The 21,147-nt window shown below is 63.8% G+C and carries 24 protein-coding genes and 1 tRNA gene; 10 read left to right on the top strand and 15 right to left on the bottom strand.

Going from position 1 to position 21,147, the window contains the following annotated elements; all coding sequences use genetic code 11:
* Positions 1–374 (bottom strand): cbb3-type cytochrome c oxidase subunit I (locus tag H292_RS27190; RefSeq protein ID WP_196806177.1); only part of this gene is annotated, 374 nt, incomplete at its 3' end.
* Between the two features lie 240 nt (positions 375–614).
* On the opposite strand from H292_RS27190, the gene H292_RS0116145 reads away from it, so the two are divergent.
* From H292_RS0116145 to H292_RS0116160, 4 genes are all read left to right on the top strand, one after another.
* A complete protein-coding gene (locus H292_RS0116145) occupies positions 615–1,679 on the top strand; it encodes an ABC transporter substrate-binding protein (RefSeq protein WP_020112060.1) in 1,065 nt (354 codons plus the stop codon).
* Position 1,680: 1 nt separating this feature from the next.
* On the top strand, positions 1,681–2,151 hold the full coding sequence (locus H292_RS0116150) for an NUDIX hydrolase (protein WP_019668015.1): 471 nt from the start codon (positions 1,681–1,683) through the stop codon (positions 2,149–2,151).
* A 165-nt stretch (positions 2,152–2,316) separates the two neighbouring features.
* Positions 2,317–3,234 (top strand): SPFH domain-containing protein, encoded by a 918-nt coding sequence (locus H292_RS0116155; protein WP_027498868.1) that lies wholly within the window; start codon positions 2,317–2,319, stop codon positions 3,232–3,234.
* Positions 3,235–3,238: 4 nt separating this feature from the next.
* The gene (locus H292_RS0116160; protein ID WP_020112062.1) at positions 3,239–3,436 is read left to right on the top strand and encodes a hypothetical protein; all 198 of its coding nucleotides are present in this window, start codon (positions 3,239–3,241) and stop codon (positions 3,434–3,436) included.
* A 27-nt stretch (positions 3,437–3,463) separates the two neighbouring features.
* Here H292_RS0116160 and nrdF read toward each other — a convergent pair whose 3' ends face one another.
* The 6 genes from nrdF to H292_RS0116190 all read right to left on the bottom strand — a co-directional run bounded on the left by nrdF (position 3,464) and on the right by H292_RS0116190 (position 8,632).
* Positions 3,464–4,465 (bottom strand): class 1b ribonucleoside-diphosphate reductase subunit beta, encoded by a 1,002-nt coding sequence (gene nrdF / locus H292_RS0116165; protein ID WP_019668012.1) that lies wholly within the window; start codon positions 4,463–4,465, stop codon positions 3,464–3,466.
* A 44-nt stretch (positions 4,466–4,509) separates the two neighbouring features.
* Entirely contained in the window at positions 4,510–6,672 is a 2,163-nt protein-coding gene (gene nrdE, locus H292_RS0116170) for a class 1b ribonucleoside-diphosphate reductase subunit alpha (protein ID WP_019668011.1), read from the bottom strand.
* A gap of 47 nt (positions 6,673–6,719) precedes the next feature.
* Positions 6,720–7,184 (bottom strand): class Ib ribonucleoside-diphosphate reductase assembly flavoprotein NrdI, encoded by a 465-nt coding sequence (nrdI, locus tag H292_RS0116175; RefSeq protein ID WP_020112063.1) that lies wholly within the window; start codon positions 7,182–7,184, stop codon positions 6,720–6,722.
* Positions 7,185–7,222: 38 nt separating this feature from the next.
* Positions 7,223–7,456 (bottom strand): glutaredoxin-like protein NrdH, encoded by a 234-nt coding sequence (nrdH, locus tag H292_RS0116180; RefSeq protein WP_019668009.1) that lies wholly within the window; start codon positions 7,454–7,456, stop codon positions 7,223–7,225.
* Positions 7,457–7,904: 448 nt separating this feature from the next.
* The gene (gene ykgO, locus H292_RS0116185; protein ID WP_019668008.1) at positions 7,905–8,027 is read right to left on the bottom strand and encodes a type B 50S ribosomal protein L36; all 123 of its coding nucleotides are present in this window, start codon (positions 8,025–8,027) and stop codon (positions 7,905–7,907) included.
* A 38-nt stretch (positions 8,028–8,065) separates the two neighbouring features.
* Entirely contained in the window at positions 8,066–8,632 is a 567-nt protein-coding gene (locus H292_RS0116190) for an NAD(P)H-dependent oxidoreductase (RefSeq protein WP_020112064.1), read from the bottom strand.
* A gap of 105 nt (positions 8,633–8,737) precedes the next feature.
* On the opposite strand from H292_RS0116190, the gene H292_RS0116195 reads away from it, so the two are divergent.
* Together H292_RS0116195 and nadE are read left to right on the top strand one after the other, a co-directional pair.
* Complete coding sequence (locus H292_RS0116195; protein WP_019668006.1) at positions 8,738–9,331, top strand: TetR/AcrR family transcriptional regulator; 594 nt, start codon at positions 8,738–8,740, stop codon at positions 9,329–9,331.
* Between the two features lie 37 nt (positions 9,332–9,368).
* A complete protein-coding gene (gene nadE, locus H292_RS0116200) occupies positions 9,369–10,214 on the top strand; it encodes an ammonia-dependent NAD(+) synthetase (protein ID WP_019668005.1) in 846 nt (281 codons plus the stop codon).
* Positions 10,215–10,220: 6 nt separating this feature from the next.
* Here the strand turns inward: nadE and H292_RS0116205 are convergent, their stop codons facing one another.
* Entirely contained in the window at positions 10,221–10,463 is a 243-nt protein-coding gene (locus H292_RS0116205; RefSeq protein WP_019668004.1) for a MoaD/ThiS family protein, read from the bottom strand.
* Positions 10,456–11,541: a GTP 3',8-cyclase MoaA gene (gene moaA / locus H292_RS0116210; protein ID WP_019668003.1), complete on the bottom strand. Its 1,086-nt coding sequence runs from the start codon at positions 11,539–11,541 to the stop codon at positions 10,456–10,458. The genes H292_RS0116205 and moaA overlap by 8 nt, the downstream gene beginning before the upstream one ends.
* A gap of 131 nt (positions 11,542–11,672) precedes the next feature.
* On the opposite strand from moaA, the gene H292_RS0116215 reads away from it, so the two are divergent.
* Genes H292_RS0116215 through H292_RS0116225 form a run of 3 tightly spaced genes read left to right on the top strand, consistent with a single transcriptional unit; the run spans position 11,673 to position 14,349 of the window.
* Positions 11,673–12,920, top strand: coding sequence for a molybdopterin molybdotransferase MoeA (locus H292_RS0116215; protein WP_230594060.1), 1,248 nt, complete (start codon positions 11,673–11,675; stop codon positions 12,918–12,920).
* A 44-nt stretch (positions 12,921–12,964) separates the two neighbouring features.
* Positions 12,965–13,939, top strand: coding sequence for a bifunctional molybdenum cofactor biosynthesis protein MoaC/MoaB (gene moaCB, locus H292_RS0116220; RefSeq protein WP_230621125.1), 975 nt, complete (start codon positions 12,965–12,967; stop codon positions 13,937–13,939).
* A complete protein-coding gene (locus H292_RS0116225) occupies positions 13,936–14,349 on the top strand; it encodes a molybdenum cofactor biosynthesis protein MoaE (RefSeq protein WP_020112066.1) in 414 nt (137 codons plus the stop codon). Before moaCB ends, H292_RS0116225 begins: the two co-directional genes overlap by 4 nt.
* Here H292_RS0116225 and H292_RS0116230 read toward each other — a convergent pair.
* Together H292_RS0116230 and H292_RS0116235 are read right to left on the bottom strand one after the other, a co-directional pair.
* Positions 14,346–15,413, bottom strand: a complete 1,068-nt coding sequence (locus H292_RS0116230; protein WP_020112067.1) for a CobW family GTP-binding protein — start codon at positions 15,411–15,413, stop codon at positions 14,346–14,348. The genes H292_RS0116225 and H292_RS0116230 overlap by 4 nt on opposite strands.
* A gap of 29 nt (positions 15,414–15,442) precedes the next feature.
* Positions 15,443–16,438: an N-acetylmuramoyl-L-alanine amidase gene (locus H292_RS0116235; protein WP_027498869.1), complete on the bottom strand. Its 996-nt coding sequence runs from the start codon at positions 16,436–16,438 to the stop codon at positions 15,443–15,445.
* Positions 16,439–16,882: 444 nt separating this feature from the next.
* On the opposite strand from H292_RS0116235, the gene H292_RS0116240 reads away from it, so the two are divergent.
* A complete protein-coding gene (locus tag H292_RS0116240) occupies positions 16,883–17,230 on the top strand; it encodes a histone-like nucleoid-structuring protein Lsr2 (RefSeq protein WP_019667997.1) in 348 nt (115 codons plus the stop codon).
* 69 nt (positions 17,231–17,299) lie between these two features.
* Here the strand turns inward: H292_RS0116240 and H292_RS0116245 are convergent.
* The 4 genes from H292_RS0116245 to pgm form a co-directional block, all read right to left on the bottom strand.
* A tRNA-Ala gene (locus H292_RS0116245) sits at positions 17,300–17,372 on the bottom strand.
* Between the two features lie 107 nt (positions 17,373–17,479).
* Positions 17,480–18,232 carry a DsbA family protein gene (locus H292_RS0116250; protein WP_026347933.1) on the bottom strand — a complete coding sequence of 251 codons (753 nt, stop codon included), beginning with the start codon at positions 18,230–18,232 and terminating at the stop codon, positions 17,480–17,482.
* Positions 18,233–18,252: 20 nt separating this feature from the next.
* Positions 18,253–19,476: an MFS transporter gene (locus tag H292_RS0116255; protein ID WP_019666023.1), complete on the bottom strand. Its 1,224-nt coding sequence runs from the start codon at positions 19,474–19,476 to the stop codon at positions 18,253–18,255.
* The gene (pgm, locus tag H292_RS0116260) at positions 19,473–21,113 is read right to left on the bottom strand and encodes a phosphoglucomutase (alpha-D-glucose-1,6-bisphosphate-dependent) (protein WP_026347934.1); all 1,641 of its coding nucleotides are present in this window, start codon (positions 21,111–21,113) and stop codon (positions 19,473–19,475) included. The genes H292_RS0116255 and pgm overlap by 4 nt, the downstream gene beginning before the upstream one ends.
* Positions 21,114–21,147: the final 34 nt, after the last annotated feature.

Consider the following 21,147-nt stretch of genomic DNA (forward strand, 5'->3'; position numbering starts at 1 on the left):
AACGCATTGAGCCGCGGGAACGCCACATCCGGAGCACCGATCTGCAACGGCAGAATGTAATTGGCGAACCCGAACACGATCGGCGTCGCATACAACAGCAACATGATCGTGCCGTGCATGGTGAACAACTGGTTGTACTGCTCGTTGGACAGAAACTGCATCCCCGGCACAGCCAACTCGGCGCGCATCAACAACGCCATCAACCCACCGACGAGAAAGAACGCAATCGACGTCGCGATGTACATGATCCCCAACACCTTGGGATCAGTGGTCGTAATCGCCTTGTGAACGAACGAACCCTTAGGTCCCATCCGCGGCGGAAAAGGCCGAGCCGCCGTCACAGCGGGAGTAGGCCTAGGCGCTAGGGCAGTCACTGATCCTCCTGAAGATGCGTCCCATCCCGATCGACAAGCGGGACGTCCTGGTGTCTTGCGCTATTCGAATCCTAGACCGTGCACTCCGAGCCTGACCAACCCGGTCCTACCGTGTGTCGTATTCGGCTCCCGCACCAGCTGGGCGGCGTCGAACGACCAGCGAGACCGGCGATTCGAGGAGCGGTCGATCTTCTTCGATAGGGTATGACGGCATCCCGACTCCCGTAAGGAACATCCGAGTTGACCAAGACGTCTCAGGCGCGCACCGCTGCCCTTGCGATCGTGGTGACAGCACTGACGCTCGCATCCGGATGTTCGGACACCGCGTCCTCCGAGGACAACGCGTCGACCATCGTTCGGAGCACCACCAACATCGCCGGAGCCGGCGTCGTCGGCAACGACCGCGACACCGTCGGGCTGTGCCCGGCTCCTGCACCCCTGGATCCGACGGGCATCGACGGTGACACCCGCCCGGTCGGTCACAGCGAGGGCATCACGGACGTGCCGGCGGACCCGATGCGCGTCGTCGTACTGGACGCGGCATCACTGGACGCCACCTGCGCGCTCGGTGTCTGGGAACGCGTCGTCGGCGCAGCTCCGCTCGATCCCGACTTCCGCGGCGACGGCGATCAGGAGCTGTACCTGGGCACCGGAATCACGCAGATCCCGTCGGTCGGGGCCGTGGGCTCACCGGACATCGACGCCATTGCAGGCCTCTCCCCCGACCTGATCATCGGAGCGGATTCGCTGGGACCGGACATGTACGAGGCACTCGGCGACATCGCGCCGACCGTCTTCACCAGCACCGACCAGGGATGGAAGGGCGCATTCCTGCAATCGGCCGCTGCACTGGGGCGGGGCGGGACCGCGTTCGACGAACTGGCCCGCTTCACGGCGGACGCCGAGCAGGTCGGCCGGGACGTCAACGCCCAGCAGACGCAGGCGTCGGTCGTGCGGTTCCTCCCGGACTCCTTCTCCACCGACGCACCCTCGACGTTCGCGAGCTCCGTTCTCGCGGAGATCGGCGTGCAAAGGCCTCCGACGCAGGTCGACGCCACCGCCACCGGATCGGCCGAAGACGTCGCCGCCGCCGAAGGCGACATCGTCTACGTCCGCTTCGACGGCGACGCCGGGGAGGACTACGGCACCTCGGTCATGACCGGAGAGGCGTGGGAGGACCTGGGCTCGGCGAAGGACGGACGCATCTTCGTGGTCAACGACACCGTGTGGTCGGGCAGCGGACTGGTCGCCGCCCGCACGATCCTCGCGGACGTCACCAACTCCCTGAACGCGTACGTGTCCTGACATGCCGATCCCCGAATTCGTCCTCGCTCTCCGCGACAAGGTCGGCACGTCACCGCTCTGGCTGTCCGGCGTCAGCGCCGTCGTGATCTCCGACGGCAAGGTTCTCCTGACCCAGCGGCGGGACAACGGAAAATGGGCCGTCGTCTCCGGCATCCTCGAACCCGGCGAAGAACCCGGACCGGCCGCCCTCCGCGAAATCCGCGAGGAAGCCGGCATCGACGCCGAACTCGTCCGCCTCACCGGCGTCGACGTCACCGAGCCGATCACCTACCCCAACGGTGACGTCGCCCAGTACCTGGACATCACCTTCCTCGCCCACCACACCGGCGGACACGCACACGTCGCCGACGACGAAAACCTCGCCGTCGCATGGTTCGACCCCGCCGAACTCCCCGACAACCTCGCCGACACCTCGCGTCTGCGCATCCACCACGCTCTCGGCGACAACGCCGAAGCCTGGTTCCGGCGCTGAGCCGCCTCCTCCCCCACCCCCTTTCGGGACCGAACGTGACGTTCGGTCAGTCTGACTGACCGAACGTGACGTTCGGTCACTCCAAGTGACCAAACGTCACGTTCGGTGCGACGGCGGCGCGGAATGTGATATCACTTTAGTATCACTACTGAGAGGGAGGCCATTGTGACTGGACCATCGACTGTTGCCGAGAAACCGACGGGTGCTCCGACGACGACGATTGCCGAACGGCCGGGGTGGGATCTGCCGGGGTGGTCGATGCTCGGGGTCGGGCTCGTTCTTTTCCTGGGAGGTATTGCGGCGTTCGTACTCGGCCTCGTGTTCACCGTTGTCCCGCTGGCTGTCGTCGGCGCTGTGTTGTTCGTCGTGTCGCTTCCCGTTCTTGCGGGTTTGACGTTGGTGCAGCCGAATCAGGCTCGCGTGCTTCAGCTCTTGGGAAGTTCGTACAGCGGAACGCTCCGCACGCCCGGCTTGCGCTGGACAAATCCGTTGACGTACCGCAAGGCCATTTCGACGCGAATTCGCAATCACGAGACGGGACAGTCGAAGGTCAACGACGCAGACGGCAACCCGATCGAGATCTCGGCGATCGTGGTGTGGCAGGTGGCGGACACCGCGCTCGCGTCGTTCCAGGTCGACGACTACGAGGAGTTCGTCGCGGTGCAGACCGAGTCGGCGGTCCGGCATATCGCCGGTAGCTACCCGTACGATGCCGAGGGTCGAATGTCGCTGCGCGAGAACGCCGACGAAATCACCGGCGCGATGAGCGAGGAAGTGCACGCACGGGTTCGATCGGCGGGCGTCGAGGTGATCGAGACGCGGATCAATCGACTTGCGTACGCCCCGGAGATCGCGCAGGCGATGCTGCGTCGTCAGCAAGCAGGTGCTGTCATCGCTGCACGTCAGCAGATTGTCGAAGGCGCGGTGGGCATGGTCGAGATGGCGCTCGCGAAGCTCGAGGACAAGCACGTCGTCGAGTTGGACGAGGAACGGAAGGCCACGATGGTGTCCAACTTGCTCGTCGTGCTGTGCAGTGACCGCGACACACAGCCCGTGGTGAACACCGGATCGCTCTACCAGTAATCCGATGCCCGTCGAACGCAAGAAGCTTCTGCTCAGACTCGACCCTGCGGTGCACGACGCGCTTGCCCGCTGGGCCTCCGACGAGCTCAGGAGCACGAATGCGCAGATCGAGTTTCTGTTGCGTCGCGCTCTGACCGAGCAAGGACGGATGCCGAAGGACGCGGAAACGATGCGGAAGCAGGGCAGGCCCCCCGGCTCGTAGCCGGAGGGCCTGCGCTGTCGAACAGGATCAGAAGTCCCAGTCCTCGTCTTCGGTGTTGACTGCTTTGCCGATGACGTAGGACGACCCGGAACCGGAGAAGAAGTCGTGGTTCTCGTCGGCATTCGGGGAGAGTGCGGACAGGATCGCCGGGTTGACGTCGGTCTCGTCCTTGGGGAACAGGCCTTCGTATCCGAGGTTGTTGAGAGCCTTGTTCGCGTTGTAGCGCAGGAACTTCTTGACGTCCTCGGTCAGACCGATCTCGTCGTAGAGGTCCTGCGTGTACTCGACCTCGTTGTCGTACAACTCGAACAACAACTCGAACGTGTAGTTCTTGAGGTCTTCGCGCTCGGCTTCGGTGACCTTTTCGAGGCCCTTCTGGTACTTGTACCCGATGTAGTAGCCGTGCACGGCCTCGTCGCGGATGATCAGGCGAATGAGGTCGGCCGTGTTGGTCAGCTTCGCCCGTGAGGACCAGTACATCGGCAGGTAGAAGCCCGAATAGAAGAGGAACGATTCGAGAAGCGTCGACGCGACCTTGCGCTTGAGCGGGTCGTCGCCCTTGTAGTAGTCGAGGACGATCTCGGCTTTGCGTTGCAGGTTCGGGTTCTCCTCCGACCAGCGGAACGCGTCGTCGATGTCACGCGTCGAGCTCAGCGTCGAGAAGATCGAGCTGTAACTCTTGGCATGGACCGACTCCATGAACGCGATGTTCGTGTAGACGGCTTCCTCGTGCGGGGTGACGGCGTCGGGGATCAGACTGACTGCGCCGACGGTGCCCTGGATGGTGTCCAGCAACGTCAATCCGGTGAACACACGCATCGTCAGCTGCTTCTCGACGGCGTTGAGCGTGCCCCACGACGGGATGTCGTTGGAGACGGGGACCTTCTCCGGCAGCCAGAAATTACTGGTCAGCCGCTCCCAGACCTCAGCGTCCTTGTCGTCCTGGACGCGGTTCCAGTTGATGGCGGAGACGCGGTCGATGAGCTTGATCTTCGCCCCGTCCGCGGGCGAGTGCGGTGCAGCAGTCATGGTGTCCTCTGGGTTCGAATCGGGTGAAGTTCAGCGGCCTCGGCCTACAGCATGCACGAAACGCAGCCCTCCACCTCGGTGCCTTCGAGTGCCATCTGACGCAGCCGGATGTAGTACAGCGTCTTGATTCCCTTGCGCCATGCGTAGATCTGCGCTTTGTTGATGTCACGCGTGGTGGCGGTGTCCTTGAAGAACAGCGTCAGTGACAGGCCTTGATCGACGTGCTGCGTTGCCGCGGCGTAGGTGTCGATGATCTTCTCGTACCCGATTTCGTAGGCATCCTGGTAGTAGTCCAGGTTGTCGTTGGTCAGGTAGGGCGCCGGGTAGTAGACCCGACCGATCTTGCCTTCCTTGCGGATCTCGATCTTGGACGCGACGGGGTGGATCGAGGACGTCGAGTTGTTGATGTAGGAGATCGATCCGGTCGGCGGAACGGCCTGCAGGTTCTGGTTGTAGATGCCGTACTGCTGCACCGACTCCTTCAGCGCGGACCAGTCGGCCTGCGTGGGGATGTGCACGTCGGCTTCCGCGAACAGAGACGCCACCCGAGCGGTACTGGGCTCCCACACCCGGTCGGTGTACTTGTCGAAGAACTCACCCGAGGCGTACTTGGATTCCGGGAACCCCTTGAAGTAGGTTCCGCGGTCCTTCGCGAGCTGGTTCGACGCCTGGATGGCGTGGAACAGCACGGTGTAGAAGTAGATGTTCGTGAAGTCGACGCCTTCGACGGAACCGTAGTGGATGCGCTCACGCGCGAGGTATCCGTGCAGGTTCATCTGGCCGAGGCCGATGGCGTGAGAGTCGTTGTTGCCCTGCTCGATCGACGGCACCGAGTAGATGTGGGTCTGATCGGACACGGCGGTCAATCCACGGATCGCGACGGCGATGGTTTTGCCGAAGTCCGGCGAGTCCATCGTCTTGGCGATGTTCAGCGAGCCGAGGTTGCAGGAGATGTCCTTGCCGACGTGACTGTAGGACAGGTCGTCGTTGAACAGCGACGGCGTCGAGACCTGCAGGATCTCCGAGCAGAGGTTGGAGTGGGTGATCTTGCCCTTCACCGGGTTCGCTCGGTTCACGGTGTCCTCGAACATGATGTACGGGTAACCGGATTCGAACTGGAGCTCGGCGAGTGTCTGGAAGAATTCGCGCGCCTTGATCTTGGTCTTGCGAATTCGCTTGTCGTCCACCATCTCGTAGTACTTCTCGGTGACGTTGATGTCCGCGAACGGGACGCCGTAGATGCGCTCGACGTCGTACGGGGAGAACAGGTACATCTCCTCGTTCTTCTTCGCCAGCTCGAACGTGATGTCCGGAATGACGATTCCGAGCGAGAGTGTCTTGATGCGGATCTTCTCGTCCGCGTTCTCGCGCTTGGTGTCGAGGAACTTGTAGACGTCGGGGTGGTGCGCGTGGAGGTACACCGCTCCCGCACCCTGACGGGCACCGAGCTGGTTGGCGTAGGAGAACGAGTCCTCGAGGAGCTTCATGATGGGAATGACGCCCGAGCTCTGGTTCTCGATCCGCTTGATCGGGGCGCCTGCCTCACGAATGTTACTGAGCAGCAGGGCAACACCGCCACCGCGCTTGGACAGCTGCAAGGCAGAGTTGATGGAGCGCCCGATGGACTCCATGTTGTCCTCGATGCGCAGCAGGAAGCAGGAGACGGGCTCGCCGCGCTGCTTCTTGCCCGAGTTGAGAAACGTCGGGGTGGCGGGCTGGAACCGTCCGGCGATGATCTCGTCGACCAGATCCGTCGCGAGCCTTTCGTCACCGGCCGCGAGGGTCAGAGCGACCATGCAGACGCGGTCCTCGAAGCGTTCGAGGTAACGCTTACCGTCGAACGTCTTGAGCGTGTAGGACGTGTAGTACTTGAACGCGCCGAGGAACGTCGGGAAACGGAACTTCTTCGAGTAGGCGTGGTTGATCAGGAACTTCACGAACTCGCGCGAGTACTGGTCCAGTACCTCGGGCTCGTAGTAGTTCTCCTCGACGAGGTAGTCGAGCTTCTCGTCCAGATCGTGGAAGAAGACAGTGTTCTGGTTGACGTGCTGCAGGAAGTACTGGTTGGCCGCCTCGCGGTCCTTCTCGAACTGGATCTCGCCGTTGGGACCGTACAGATTCAGCATCGCGTTCAACGCGTGATAATCCAGATCGCTGTCCGATCGAGCGGCGTTGACGGGTGCTACCTCGGTGATGGTCGGTGCCACGGCTTCGCTCCAGTTCCTTCTACATGTCGTGTGTTGTGTGCGCTGCGCTAGTGGACCTGCGCCGCGCGGCGGGATTCGCGCTCCCAGAAGTCCTCGAGACCCTCGCGGACTCGATGTACGTCTTCGGGAGTGCCCATCAGTTCGAATCGGTAGAGATACGGAACTGCGCACTTTTGCGAAATGACATCGCCTGCAAAGCAGAACGAATCACCGAAATTGGTGTTGCCGGCCGCGATGACCGCTCGGATCAGCGACCGATTGTGCTTGCGGTTGAGAAATTTGATGACTTGCTTGGGGACGTAGCTGGTATCGCGGCCCTCGAACGTCATCCCCCCGCCGTACGTGGGCACGATCAACACGTAGGGCTGGTCCACCGAGAAGTCCTCGGGGTTCTTGAGCGGGATGCGACTTGCCGGAAGCGCGAGCTTCGTGACGAACCGATGCGTGTTCTCGGATGCGCTGGAGAAGTAGACGATCGGATGCGTCGACGGCGGAGCGGGAGCGAAATTCACACCTGCTCATCTCCTCCTACGTCCGGAGCATCCTGAGTTCAAGCAACACTCGCCGTGAGTGCCTTGATGCGGTCGGGACGGAATCCGGACCAGTGGTCTTCACCGGCGACGACGACGGGAGCCTGGAGGTAGCCGAGCGCCATCACGTAATCACGAGCCTCGGCATCCTGCGAGATGTCGACGACGTTGTACTCGATGCCCTCTTTGTCGAGAGCGCGGTAGGTGGCATTGCACTGAACGCAGGCGGGCTTGGTGTAGACGGTGATGCTCATGATGTTCCCCTTTTCCGTACCGACCTCGGCCGACGATTCCGACGCCGAGCGGCAACCCGGGTCAGAGCAGTTTCGAGACGATTCACCGTGCTTCGAGCCCGTTTTCGGGGCTTCCTGCGTTGTGTCCTCTCGACTGCTCAGACACTACACCTTGTGTCCGACATATGCCTACAACACGAGATGTTGCGAACAACATCGTTGGTATTCGCTGGTCACAGTCTTGCCGACGAGCAAATCGTTCGGTCGCTGCGGCGTGTCGCGTGCGACACGCTTTCATGTCATGCGTCACATCGAAGACACGAACTCGTGGTGACCGAGAACAGCAAGCCGACACGCCGCACGCGAAGGGTGAAACAGTCCGGTTCGCACACGAGAAAGGCCCTCGGAGTCTTGTCGACTCCGAGGGCCTCTTCCGACCGCCCGTAGGCGCTGATGCGCCGTCGATCCGTCAGCGTTGGCGCGCCTTGAACCGCGGTTCCTTCTTGTTGATCACGAACACCTTGCCGTGACGGCGAACGACCTGGGCGCCCGGCTTGTTCTTCAGCGATTTCAGTGAGTTTCGTACTTTCATACGAAAACTCTACATGAAAACGATTCCCGTTACCGTAATCAGGCGGCGACGAGCTCGTCGGATGCCTTGACCAACTCCGCAACGACGGCGCCGATCTCGGCGGAGACCTCGGCGTTCTCGCGCGGGTGAGCAGTTCCGAACTTGTCGATGGTTCCGCCGATGGTGAGCTCGACGTCCTCGAGCACCTTGCCGCCCGCGATGCCGACGGCCTTGCGTGCATCGTCGTGCGCCCACTTGGCACCGTTACCACTCGGCGACGCGCTGATGACGGCGACCGGCTTCTTCGACACCGCACCGGCGCCGTACGGACGGGAGAGCCAGTCGATGGCGTTCTTCAGAACTGCAGGAATGGTGCCGTTGTATTCGGGCGTGACGAGCAGAAACGCGGTGGCCTTCTCCGCCGCTGCACGCAGCGCGAGTGCGGAGCTGGGAACTTTGCCGTCGACGTCGATGTCCTCGTTGTAGAACGGCACATCGGCAAGACCGTCGTAGACCACGGCCGAGGAGCCCTCAGGGGTCAGCGACGCCGCGGTATCGGCAATCTGCTTGTTGACCGAATCCGCGCGGAGACTTCCAACGAGAACGAGAACGTGTGCATCAGACATGAGTAATTCCTTCGAGTTCGAGTGTGCAGCCGGTGTTCGACCCAATTCTTACCACTCAAACGGACCGCGGTCCACTTCCATTCCCGAGCAGGTAGACTGTCCCTTGTGACCGATTTCATGCTGCCCATAGCCGGCGAGGAGACCGAGCGGTGCGACGCCGCGCGTAACCGGCGGCTCCTGCTGGACGCGGCATCGGAACTGGTCGCGACGGTCGGCGCCGACGCCGTGACCATGGACGGCCTCGCCGCCAAGGCGGGTGTGGGCAAGGGCACAGTGTTCCGTCGGTTCGGGAGTCGATCCGGCCTGATGCAATCTCTGCTCGATCACACGGAGAAAGAGCTCCAGCAGTCGTTCCTGTTCGGTCCCCCGCCGTTGGGCCCGGGTGCCGACCCGATCGACAGGCTCGTCGCCTTCGGCCGCGCTCGGCTGCAACTGGTGGAGGTTCAGGGCGAGGTCATGCGCGCGGCCGAGAACTCGGCCCTGGTGCGGTACTCCGCACCTGCTCACATGGTGAACTACACCCATGTGCTGACACTTCTGCGCAGCGCAGGCGTCGGCGGCGATCTGGAACTGCTGGCCTACAACCTGCTGACCCCACTCGAAGCGACACTGGTCATGCATCAGTTCCGCGATCTGGGTATGCCGATAGAACGGCTCGCCGACGGCTGGGAAGACCTGGTGCGCCGAGCCACCCGCTGACCGGCGAAAGTTCGCTCGCCGCCCCTAGAATGGCCGAATGTCACTACTACGCTCGGAACTTCGGACCCGCATCCTGCGTGAACTGGCGGTCCAGTCGTCGATCGACCCCGCGGCGGAGATCACACGCCGCGTCGATTTCTTGAAGGCCTATCTGCGCTCGAGCCCCGCGAAGGGATTCGTGCTCGGCATCAGCGGTGGTCAGGACAGCACCCTCACGGGCGCGCTCTGCCAGCGTGCCGCGGCCGAACTACGCAGCGAAGGCGCCGAGGCAGAGTTCGTCGCGGTGCGTCTGCCGTACGGAGTCCAGGCCGACGAGGACGACGCGACGACGGCACTGACCTTCATCGGTCCGGACCGGACGGTCACCGTCAACATCAAGGAGGCGTCCGACGCCTCGGCGGCTTCCGCAGCCGAGGCACTGGGCACGTCCGAGGTCCGAGACTTCGTGCGCGGCAACATCAAAGCGCGCCAGCGCATGGTCGCGCAGTACGCGCTCGCCGGGCAGTTGGGCTACGTCGTCGTGGGAACCGATCACGCAGCCGAGGCAATAACCGGATTTTTCACCAAGTTCGGAGACGGCGGTGTCGACATCACCCCGCTCACCGGCCTCAGCAAGCGCCAGGGTGCGGCATTGCTACGTGAACTGCGCGCACCGGAGAGCACGTGGAAGAAAGTGCCGACGGCGGACTTGGAAGACGACCGTCCTGCGCTCCCGGACGAGGAAGCACTCGGCGTCACGTACGCCCAGATCGACGATTATCTCGAGGGCAAGGATGTGTCCGACGAGGTCGCCGAGAAGTTGGAGCGGATGTTCCTCGACACCAGGCACAAGCGCGCCGTTCCGGTCACTCCGTTCGACGACTGGTGGACCACCGAGAACTGAAGGACGCTAACCGCCGGCGAACGGCGGCAGGACATCGACCCTGTCGCCGAGCGTCGTGCCCGCATCACGGGTCAGGTCGTCGCCGACGAGAAACGCCGAGACTCGCAGCACGTCGACCACCGAGCTTCCATGTCTTTGTTGCACAGCAGCTTTGAGAGCTGCAAGTGTGCTTCCGGCGGGAAGATCGAACGTTTCGTGCGCGCATCCGGCAGCGTCGGCTGCGCCGGCGAAGTACCTGACCTCAACCACCGATTGCTCCCATGCTCCGTGCAGGCGGTACGAAATCGGCGGCGTCGATGCCGTGGCCGGCCCACTTGTTCCACATCGCGCCGCGCCACAGCCGTGCGATCTCGTCATCGGTGGCGCCGCCGCGCAATGCTGCGCGAAGGTCGGTTTCCTCGTCACTGAACAGACACGACCGAACGGTGCCTTCGGCGGTCAACCGCGTTCGGTCGCAATCCGAGCAGAACGACCTGGTGACGGACGCGATGATTCCGACGGTGGCGGATGTTCCGCCTACCGCCCATTCCTCCGCGGGAGCCGACGGGTCTGCGCGACCGATTTCCGTCAGTTCGAACCGGGCCGACAGCACGTCGAGCAGGTGCTGTGCGTCGAGCATGTTCGCGCGCGCCCATTCCTGGTCCGCGTCCAGGGGCATCTGTTCGATGAAACGCAGTGCGACGCCCTCGTCGAGGCACCATTGCAGCAGGTCGGCTGCGCCGTGCAACGTTTCCGGCATCAGGACTGCGTTGATCTTCACCGGGTCGAGACCGGCGCGCCTGGCCGCGCGCACACCCGCCAGGACCGAGGGGAGCCGATCACGCCGAGTGAGCTCCGCGAAGTGGTGCCGGTCGATGGTGTCGAGCGAGACGTTCACCCGTCCGAGACCCGCGGCCACCAAGGAGTCGACACGGTGTTCGAGACCGACGGCGTTGGTGGTCATCGCCAGCGGCACGCCCGGCGCGGCGTCCGAACAGAGCTGGAGAATTTCCGCCAGATCCGCACGCATCAAGGGTTCTCCCCCGGTGAAGCGGACTTCCTCGACGCCGAGGTGCGAGGTGGCGACACCGACCACGCGGGCGATCTCGCTTGCCGTCAGCAGATTTCGAGCCTCGATGGCGGGCAGGCCGGATTCCGGCATGCAGTACGTGCACCGCAGCGAGCACTTCTCGGTGATGGACACTCTGAGGTCACGAGCGACGCGTCCGAATCTGTCGACGAGGACGGGAACGTCCGGCCGGTCCTCGACGGTGTCGGTCCTCGCCCGGCCGATCGAAGGGATTCCGAGCCCGACGGCACCGGTACCCACTGCATTGCCGACTGTCATGACCCTCCTTCGAATGTTCGGTGTCCGACTGTCCATCCTCCAGTATGCCGTCCGCCCGATTCTTCGTGCGATCCACCGAACATTCGCGCGACGGAGCGCGCATAGGATCGTGGAATGAGCAGGATCGTGGAATGAGCAGTGCTGGGCATGATGGATCACCGGATGGCGGCGGGCGGGCGCACCGTCCGAGCGCGGCGTCGGTGGAGGAACACCTCGCAGTCGTCGAAGAACTGTTGCGCCCGCTGCGCACCAGAACGCCTCTGTCCGTGTCGGTGGCCGACGCTCTCGGTCGCGTCGTCCACGCCGACGTCGTCTCCCCCGTCGACCTCCCGTTGTTCCGCAATTCGCAGATGGACGGATATGCCGTTCTCGCATCGGACGTCGCGGCGGTTCCGGTCACGCTGCGGGTCGACGGTGTCGTTGCCGCGGGTCCGTCGGAGATCGTCCGGATCGAGTCGGGGTCGGCAGTCAAGATCATGACGGGCGCGCCCGTGCCCGTCGGCGCGGACGCCGTCGTCCCCGTCGAGAACACCGAACGGTCAACGCCCACTGGTGATGCCGTGACCGTCACCGTGTCGAGGCAACCGGGTGACTACATCCGTGAGCAGGGCAGCGACATCACCGCGGGCACGATCCTGGTGCGGGCCGGGCAGGTCCTCGAACCGCGCCACATCGCGGTGCTCGCCGCGGTCGGCCTCGACAGCGTCGCCGTGGTTTCTCGACCCACGGTCGCGGTCATCACCACCGGGGCCGAACTGGTCGACGCCGGCAGCACCCTGCGTCCCGGCGAGATCTTCGATTCCAACGGGCTCACGCTGGCGGCTCACCTGCGGGCAAACGGCGCCGACGTCGTCTCCGTCCGCCGAAGCTCGGACGACCGGGGCGAGTTCGAGAAAATATTGTTCGACGCTGCCCGCGAAGCCGAACTCGTGATCACGTCCGGCGGCGTGTCGATGGGTGACTTCGAGGTCGTGAAGGATGTAGTGGGTCCGCTGGGTGGGCGTTTCGGCTCCGTGCGCATGCAGCCCGGTGGTCCACAGGGCGTCGCGACCATCGAGGGAACGCCCGTGCTCGACTTTCCGGGCAATCCGGTGAGCACGGTCGTGTCCTTTCTGGTCTTCGCGCGCAACATCGTGCGAGAGGCGGCAGGCCTGGATCGGATCGAGCCGCGGCCGGTCCCGCTGGCGCACTCGATCACGTCGATCCGCGGCAAGCGACAGATGCTCCGGGCGCGACTCGGCGACGACGGTGTCTCGTTGGTCGCCGGGCCAGGGTCACACCTCGTCGCAGCGATGGCGTGGGCCGACGTACTCGTCGACGTTCCCGAAGACACGACGGCCCTCGAAGCCGGTGAGAAGGTTCAGGTGATCCCGCTGTGACCACGTCCAATTTCTCCCACCTCGACTCCGAGGGTCGGGCGCGCATGGTCGACGTCTCCGCCAAACAGGACACCACTCGAATCGCCGTCGCTGCAGGCGAACTGGCCACCACGGCGGAGGTGATCGCGTTGGTGCGTGCCGATGGCATGCCGAAAGCCGACGTGCTCGCGACCGCACGGATCGCCGGAATCTCCGGAGCGAAGAAGACGTCGGAACTCATCCCGCTCTGCCACCAACTCGCGTTGTCTAAGGTCGACATCGTGTTCGGTTTCACCGACACCACGATCACGGTGGAGGCCACCGCGAAGACCACAGGTCCGACCGGAGTGGAGATGGAAGCGCTGACGGCCGTCGCCGTGGCCGGGCTCACGTTGCACGACATGGTCAAGGCCGTCGACCCGTCGGCGACGATGAACGGTATTCGGTTGGTGCGCAAAGAAGGCGGCAAACGAGGGTCGTGGTCGCGTGAGGACACCGTCTCCGCTGGGCCTACGTCCGTGACAGAAACATCTCCGGCGGGCCGAACAGCCGCCGTTCTGGTCGCCTCTACCGGTGGTGCGAACGGAACCCGTGAGGACACGACCGGGCCCCGCATCGTAGCGTGGCTTCTCGACAGAGGATTCACCGTACGCGGCCCACTCGTCTACGCCGACGCAGAGATCGCGGCAGGCCTGCGCGACGCTCTCACCGACGGCCCCGCCCTCGTCGTCAGCACCGGTGGCACCGGTGTCTCCCCGACCGATGCGACCCCCGAGGCGACCAAGGCCGTTCTGGACCGCGAACTTCCGGGGATATCCGACGCCATCCGGCTCCGGGGAACGAAGGTCACGCCGCATGCGACGCTCAGCCGCGGACTGTCCGGGGTGGCGGGCCGCACCGTCGTCGTCAATCTCCCCGGATCACCGGGAGGCGTGAAAGACGGCCTGGCGGTGCTGGATCCGATCGTCGACCATCTACTCGCCCAGGTTGCTGGAGACGGACTCCACGCCGATTCGGAAAGTGACGTGAACACCCCATGACCGACCTGCTCGCCGCGATATCCGCCGATCCCATCGACACCTCGGCGGTGGAAAGTGCCGTCGCCGGTCCGACGCACGGTGCCGTCGTGTTGTTCTCCGGCGTCGTGCGCAACCACGACGGCGGACAATCGGTGTCGGCCCTCGAGTACCAGGCCCACCCCGAGGCGGAACGGTTCCTTCGTACGTGTTGCGTGGAAGTGGCGGAAGAATCCGGCCTGCCGGTCGCAGCCGTGCATCGCGTCGGTGACCTGTCGATCGGCGACGTCGCCCTCGTGGCCGCCGTCGCGTCGCCCCACCGCGCCGAGGCGTTCGCAACGTGTGCGCTGCTCGTCGAACGGATCAAAGCAGAGGTACCCATCTGGAAGCGACAGCACTTCGCGTCGGGCACGTCGGAATGGGTCGGCCTCTAACCGGACCGGACGTACCGGTGAACCGGAAGCATCGCGGACTCGTCGGCGAGGTCACCGGGCCGCCGGACGCAATCCAGTAGCCGAATCTCGGCCAGTTCCTCGTCGAGGTCGGTGCCGATCAGAACGAGCCGGGTAATTCTCGTGGTGTCGTCGCCCCACTCCGTCGGCGTCATCGTGATGTGCCGGCCGACGGTGTTCACCTCGTAGCGCTCGCGGTAGCCGGGTACGTCGAAGTGAACGAAGCCCTTGATGCGGTAGACGTCGCCTGCCGGGTTCTCCAACATGTCGACGAACCGTCGAGGATCGAACGGCTCGTCGCTCTCGAAGCTCGTCGTGGAGTACTTCGCGTGCAGATGATGTGCATGGTCGTCCTGTTCGCCATGGCTGTCGTGGTCGTGGTCGTGGTCGAAGAGAATCTCGTCGAACGACATCTGACGCGCCTGCGTGGGATCCTGCACACGCTCGGGGACGTCGAAGAGCAGTTCGGCGTCGACTCGGCCGTGGTCGGTCGTCAGAACAGGCGTGTCGGTGACGATGCCGCGGACGAGGGATTCGATGTCCGACAGTGCGTCGGGCGACGGTACGTCCGCTTTGTTGAGCACCACCAGGTCGGCCAATTGCACGTGCTGGTCGAGTTCGGGGTGTTCGGCTCGGGTAGAGGCGAATTCGACGGCATCGACCACCCCGACGAGACCGCCGTACGACACCCGCGGATTGTCGCTCGCCAGAACCATTCGTATGAGATTTCGGGGCTCGGCGAGACCGCTGGCTTCGACGACGATCACGTCGAGCGCGGATTTGCTACCCGCCAGGACGTCGAACATCGCGTCCAGTTCGTCCACGTCGACGGCGCAACACAGGCAACCGTTGCCCAGCGACACCATCGAGTCCACCTGTCCGGCAACCATCATCGAGTCGATGTTGATCGACCCGAAGTCGTTGACGACCACGCCGATGCGAATTCCGCGATTGTGCCGAAGTAGGTGATTGAGCAGCGTCGTCTTGCCGGAACCCAGGAAGCCCGAGACGAGGACAACGGGAATCGTTCGGTCTGCCTCGGCCACGCAGCGAGATTACTCGGTGCCGCGTTCGGTCATCGAGTCAGGATCTGACGGAGCAGACCTTGCGCGACATCGGCGACGGCCCGAACGTCCGCCTCACCGCCACCGGCGTCGACGTAGGGAGCGAGCTCGGACAGCAACCGCGACAGCGAGTTTCCCGCGGTCGAATCGGCAGCGGAGGGAACAGTCGGCACCGACGGCACCGTCTCGGCTGCGTTCTGGTCGGGAGCGACTTCGGTGTCCGGCCCGAGCAGATAGTCGATGATCCCGGTGGACAGCGCGATCGCGTGCTTCAGTTGACCGTCGGTGGTCTCCAATGTGTCCGCATCCGACGGGTTGGATCCGTTGCCCATCTCGACGAACACCAGCGGTACACCCGTCAGCGCAGGGCCTGCGACGTCGGCGCGTTCCTGAACACCGTCTGTCACACCGGCGTAGTTGGCAGGAGTGAAACCGGCACGTTCGTAGGCGTCGCGCATCAGTGACGTTGCCTGTCGCCCACCCGCCGATTGTGCCGCGTCGGCCGCTGTATCGGGGATCGGCAAGGTGGGAACGATGAGGTGGAAGCCGTGCTTGTTCTCGTCCGGGCCTGTGGACGTGGAGTCCGCATGAATGCTGACGGCCACGTCGGCCCCCGATCGCGTGGCGGCCTCCGCCCTCTCGTCGACGCAGCCGCCCCAACCGGTGTCGTCCGCCCGCGAAGTCACCACCGTCGCACCGAGGCTCTCCAGACTCGACTTCACGAGCTGCGAGACGTTCCAGTTGATCGTGTGCTCCGGCACTCCACCGAGCGACGTCATGCCCGTCGTCTGGCAGTCCTTGGTTCCGCCGCGTCCATCGTCGACCTGACGCGTGAGATCCTCCGAGTGGCCCGTCCCTTGATGACCCGGGTCCAGGAAGACCGTCTTGCCGGAGAGTTCGTTCCCGGTCGAGTCGGAGGCCGGATCGGCACTCGCCGCCGCGGGAGCGATCACCGCAGCGGACAGCAGTCCGATCGACAGAAACGCGAGCACACCAGTTTTGTTCATCGACGGTTGTGAGCGCACCGCGGCCTGAGCCCGGCGCACCGCTCCCCTCTCACTCCGACAGCCACCAGGCCACACGAGCCCTCGGTCGTTCCCACAGGAATCAGTGGACACTTGAGCCCCAAGTGAAGCAGCAGCATCACGCACATCGACGAGCAATCAGCCTTTCGGAAGCAAATCGTGAGCATGCCGTGACTCAACCGTTGCCGTTCACTCCAAAACCTCCGCACACTTCATATTCCTTTCGGTGACACACAAAACGAGCTCGCAAAAGCAACCATCCGAGACCGAATGAACCGTTCGGTCACTCCAAGTGACCGAACGTCACGTCCGCTCCGAACAGCGGCAGACGACAATTCGTCGTGCATGGATAAATTGCCCGGTCGGTCGTATAGTCGCGTTGAGTGTGATGCAGACGCACCTGAACTTCATTGGAGAACTTTTCATATGGCCAAGAAAGTCTTCGTCCAACTGGTGGACGATATCGATGACAAGCCGATCGAATCCGGCGGCGAGCACATAACTTTTTCGGTGAACGGTGTCGGTTACGAAATCGACCTCAGCGACAAGAACGCCAAGGAATTTCACCGGAAGCTCGATTACTACATCGAGCATTCGTTGCGGGTGGGCGGAAAGCGCGCGAAGAAGTCCGGCGGATCCGTTTCGGTGAACTCCAAACGCGACGCGAATCAGACCAAGGCGATTCGGGAATGGGCGAAGTCGAACGGTTACGCGATTTCCACTCGCGGTCGAATTCCGACGGACGTGGAGCAAGCCTTCGACGCGGCGCATTAGGAACGCCGCGACCGACCGGAGTACTTACACAAAAAAGGAGAGTCACCATGGTGGTGACTCTCCTCTTTGTGGAGCTAAGGGGACTCGAACCCCTGACCCCCACACTGCCAGTGTGGTGCGCTACCAGCTGCGCCATAGCCCCGTACTTCGCTTCCGCGTTACCTTGCGGTTGCTCGAACGAAGTTACACCATTGTCGTTGACGGGAACAAATCAGCAGCTCAGAGCGCGTCACCGGCGAAGCGCGGGTGTCAGCCGATGGATTCGACCCATGACGACTCACGCAGTGCGTCGACGAGTTGCCCGTCGACGAGAACGCCGGGGGTGCCGGCGGCTCCTGCCGCAGCCAATGCAGCCCGGGCGGTTTCCGCGTCGGCAGAGGCTACGTCTGCGGCGCTTCCACTGGTGATGCAGTCTGCTACGGAAGTGCTCGCACCATTACGCGTGGCCATCTCCGCCAGTTCGGCGTTCGAGTGGTCGGTCTCACCGTTCTCTTCCGGTTGGAACTCTGTCGAGAACAATTCTGCGTGGAACGCGGAGTACACGATCGCGTCGGACGATTCGGCAACGCAGCGCGACGCAGCCACCGCCCGACTGGAGTAGTCGCCGCTCGCGGACAACTGATTCAGTTGGGGCAGAACGACCATGTGATAGCGAACCGCGATGGTTCCCTCGTCGATCTTCTGTGCCAGTTCCTGGCCGTGCTTCACCTCGAGTTCGCCGCAGAACGGGCACATCGGGTCCTCGAAGATGTCGACGGTGCGCGGCGCACCCGGAACACCGAGTTCGACCACACCGTCGTCGGATACGGTCGAGACGACCTCGGCGTTGCGGACCGAGCCGTATCCGTCGTTGCGTGGCTCGTCGCCACCTCGCTGCCAGAGGATGGCCACCACGATCACGGCGACAACCACGACAAGTGCGACGCCCGCAAGCACGTAAGTGAAGGTGTTGGACGTCGGCTGAGGTGTGTACTTTGCCCCGGATGTTCTCTTTTGACTCACGTGCACATGATACGAAAGCCTCACGTGGACGGGGCTGCGGCGCTCTTCCTACCTCCCGGCTCGGGGACGGTGATCCACCATGCGGCTGCCGCGAGCAGAATCACGCCGGATGCCACGAAAGCGGTGCCGTACGACGCCCCCTCGACGATCTTGGCTGCGACCACCGGGCCGAGGATCGCACCCACGTCCGCGGACATCTGGAAGGTGGAGAGCACCGGTCCACCGCGCGCTTTGGACCCGATGACATCCGCGATGGACGCCTGCTGCGCCGGTGTCATCAGACCGGATCCGACGCCCGCGAGAACCGAGAACGCCATGAACAGCGCGATGTCGTCGGTGAGCCCTATCCCCGCTGTCCCGACGCCTGCGACGACCAGACCTGCCACGACGAAGGGTTTGCGCCCGCGGAGGTCCGATTGACGCCCCGCGGTGGTGAGCACTATCGCATTACCGACCGCGAAGACGGCCAACGACACTGCCGCGACCGCCGCGGACCGCTGGAGTACCTCGATGACGAAGAGCGGAATCAAGGCCACTCGCACGCCGAAGATCACCCAGCCCGTCGCGAAGTTGGACGCCAGTGCCGCTCGGTAGGCGGGCACCGCCCACGCCGCCCGGAGGGTGAGAACGGGGACCGACGAATCCGCACTCGCTTTCTCTTCCTCGACGTCGCCGAGCGCGAAGAACACGACGGCCGCGGCGATCACGAGCGCCACCGCGTAGATGAGAAACGGCGCACGGAGACCGAGCCCGACGACGGCTCCGCCCAGCAACGGACCACCGATCGATCCGAGCAGAAAACTCGTGGCGTAGAGGCCCGAGATCCGTCCACGGCTCTGTGGTGGGCTCATCCGGATCAACAGTCCGAGTGCGGACACCGAGAACATCGTGGATCCGATGCCACCGAGCCCACGGAACACGAGGAGCTGCCAGTAGGTCTGGGCGAACGCACACGCACCGGTGGACAGCGCGACGATCAACAGACCGGACAGGTAGATCGGGCGCTCCCCCAGTTTCTGCACCAGCGTCCCGCTTGCGGGGGCGAACAGAAGACGCATCAGCGCGAAGGTACTGATGACAGCGGACGCGGCGAACACGCCGACTCCGAACTCGGTCGCGAACTGCGGGAGCGCAGGCGAGACGATGCCGAACCCGAGTGCGATGACGAAGCTTGCCGCGATCAGTACCCAGATCTCGGACGAGACCGGTGTGCGATTGCTTTCCTGCCGATTGTCTTCCGTCACGACTCGTTCAGTGCCTGGGACACCAATTCCTTTGCCGCTGCCTGAACCTGAGCGAGGTGATCGGCTCCTCGGAACGATTCGGCGTAGATCTTGTAGACGTCCTCGGTGCCGGAGGGCCGTGCCGCGAACCACGCATTCTCGGTGGTGACCTTCAGCCCTCCGATGGCAGCGTCGTTGCCGGGCGCCGTCGTCATGGTGGCGGTGATCTTTTCACCTGCGAGTTCGGTTGCGGTCACCTGCTCGGGAGACAGCTTGCCGAGGACCGCCTTCTGCTCACGGGTGGCCGGTGCATCCACACGAGCGTACGACGGGTCGCCGTACTCGGCGGTGAACTCCGAATAGCGTTCGGACGGTGTCTTTCCGGTGACCGCAGTGATCTCCGACGCGAGGAGCGCCAAGATGATGCCGTCCTTGTCGGTCGTCCAGACGCGGCCGTCGGTGCGCAGGAAGGACGCACCTGCGCTCTCCTCTCCGCCGAAACCGAGGTCGCCGTCGAGCAGTCCGGGTACGAACCATTTGAAACCGACGGGAACCTCCAGTAACTGCCGACCCAGTCCGGCAACCACCCGATCGATCATGGACGACGAGACCAGAGTCTTACCGACACGCGCGGTCGGCGACCATCCCGAACGATGCGTGAACAGGTAGTCGATCGCCACGGCCAGGTAGTGGTTGGGATTCATCAGTCCACCGTCGGGCGTGACGATGCCGTGCCGGTCCGAGTCCGCGTCGTTGCCGGTGGCGATGTCGTACGACGTCCGAGCTGCGATCAACGACGCCATCGCGTTCGGTGACGAGCAGTCCATCCTGATCTTGCCGTCGGTGTCGAGAGTCATGAAACGGAAGGTGGAGTCCACGAGTGGATTCACCACGGTGAGGTCGAGGTTGTGGCGCTCGGCGATCGCGTCCCAGTAGTCGACGCTCGCGCCGCCGAGCGGATCTGCACCGATCCGAACGCCCGCGGCGCGAACCGCGTCGAGGTCCACGACGCTGGGCAGGTCGTCGACGTACGTGCCGAGGTAGTCGTAGCGTTCGACGGTGGTGCGCATCGCGGTGTCGAGGGACACCCGCCGCACCCCGGCGAGGTCGGCGCGCAGAAGTTCGTTGGCGCGGTCTGCGATGACCGACGTGGCGTCACTGTCGGCGGGCCCGCCGTGGGGAGGGTTGTACTTGAAGCCGCCGTCACGCGGTGGGTTGTGAGACGGGGTCACGACGATTCCGTCGGCGCGGCGTTCCGGTCCCGACGCGTTGTACCGCAGAATCGCGTGACTGACAGCCGGAGTAGGTGTGTAGCGGTCCCCGGAGTCGACCAGCACGGTGACATCGTTGGCGGCCAACACTTCGAGCGCCGTGGTCCAGGCAGGCTCGGACAGTGCGTGGGTGTCGCGCCCGATGAACAGCGGACCCGTGATCCCTTGGGACGCACGATATTCGACGATCGCCTGAGTTGTCGCCAGGATGTGGCGTTCGTTGAACGCCGAGTCGAGGCTGGAACCCCGGTGTCCCGAGGTTCCGAACACGACCTGTTGCCCGGGATCCGACACGTCGGGCGTCCGCGAGTAGTAGGCGGTGATCAACTGCGCGACATCCACGAGGTCCTCGGGAAGGGCAATTGTTCCAGCTCGTTCGTGCGCCACGATGCGCCTCCTTGTTCTCACCCTGTGCCGGCCA

The organism is Rhodococcus sp. 114MFTsu3.1, assembly GCF_000383555.1.
Taxonomy (GTDB): domain Bacteria; phylum Actinomycetota; class Actinomycetes; order Mycobacteriales; family Mycobacteriaceae; genus Rhodococcoides; species Rhodococcoides fascians_E.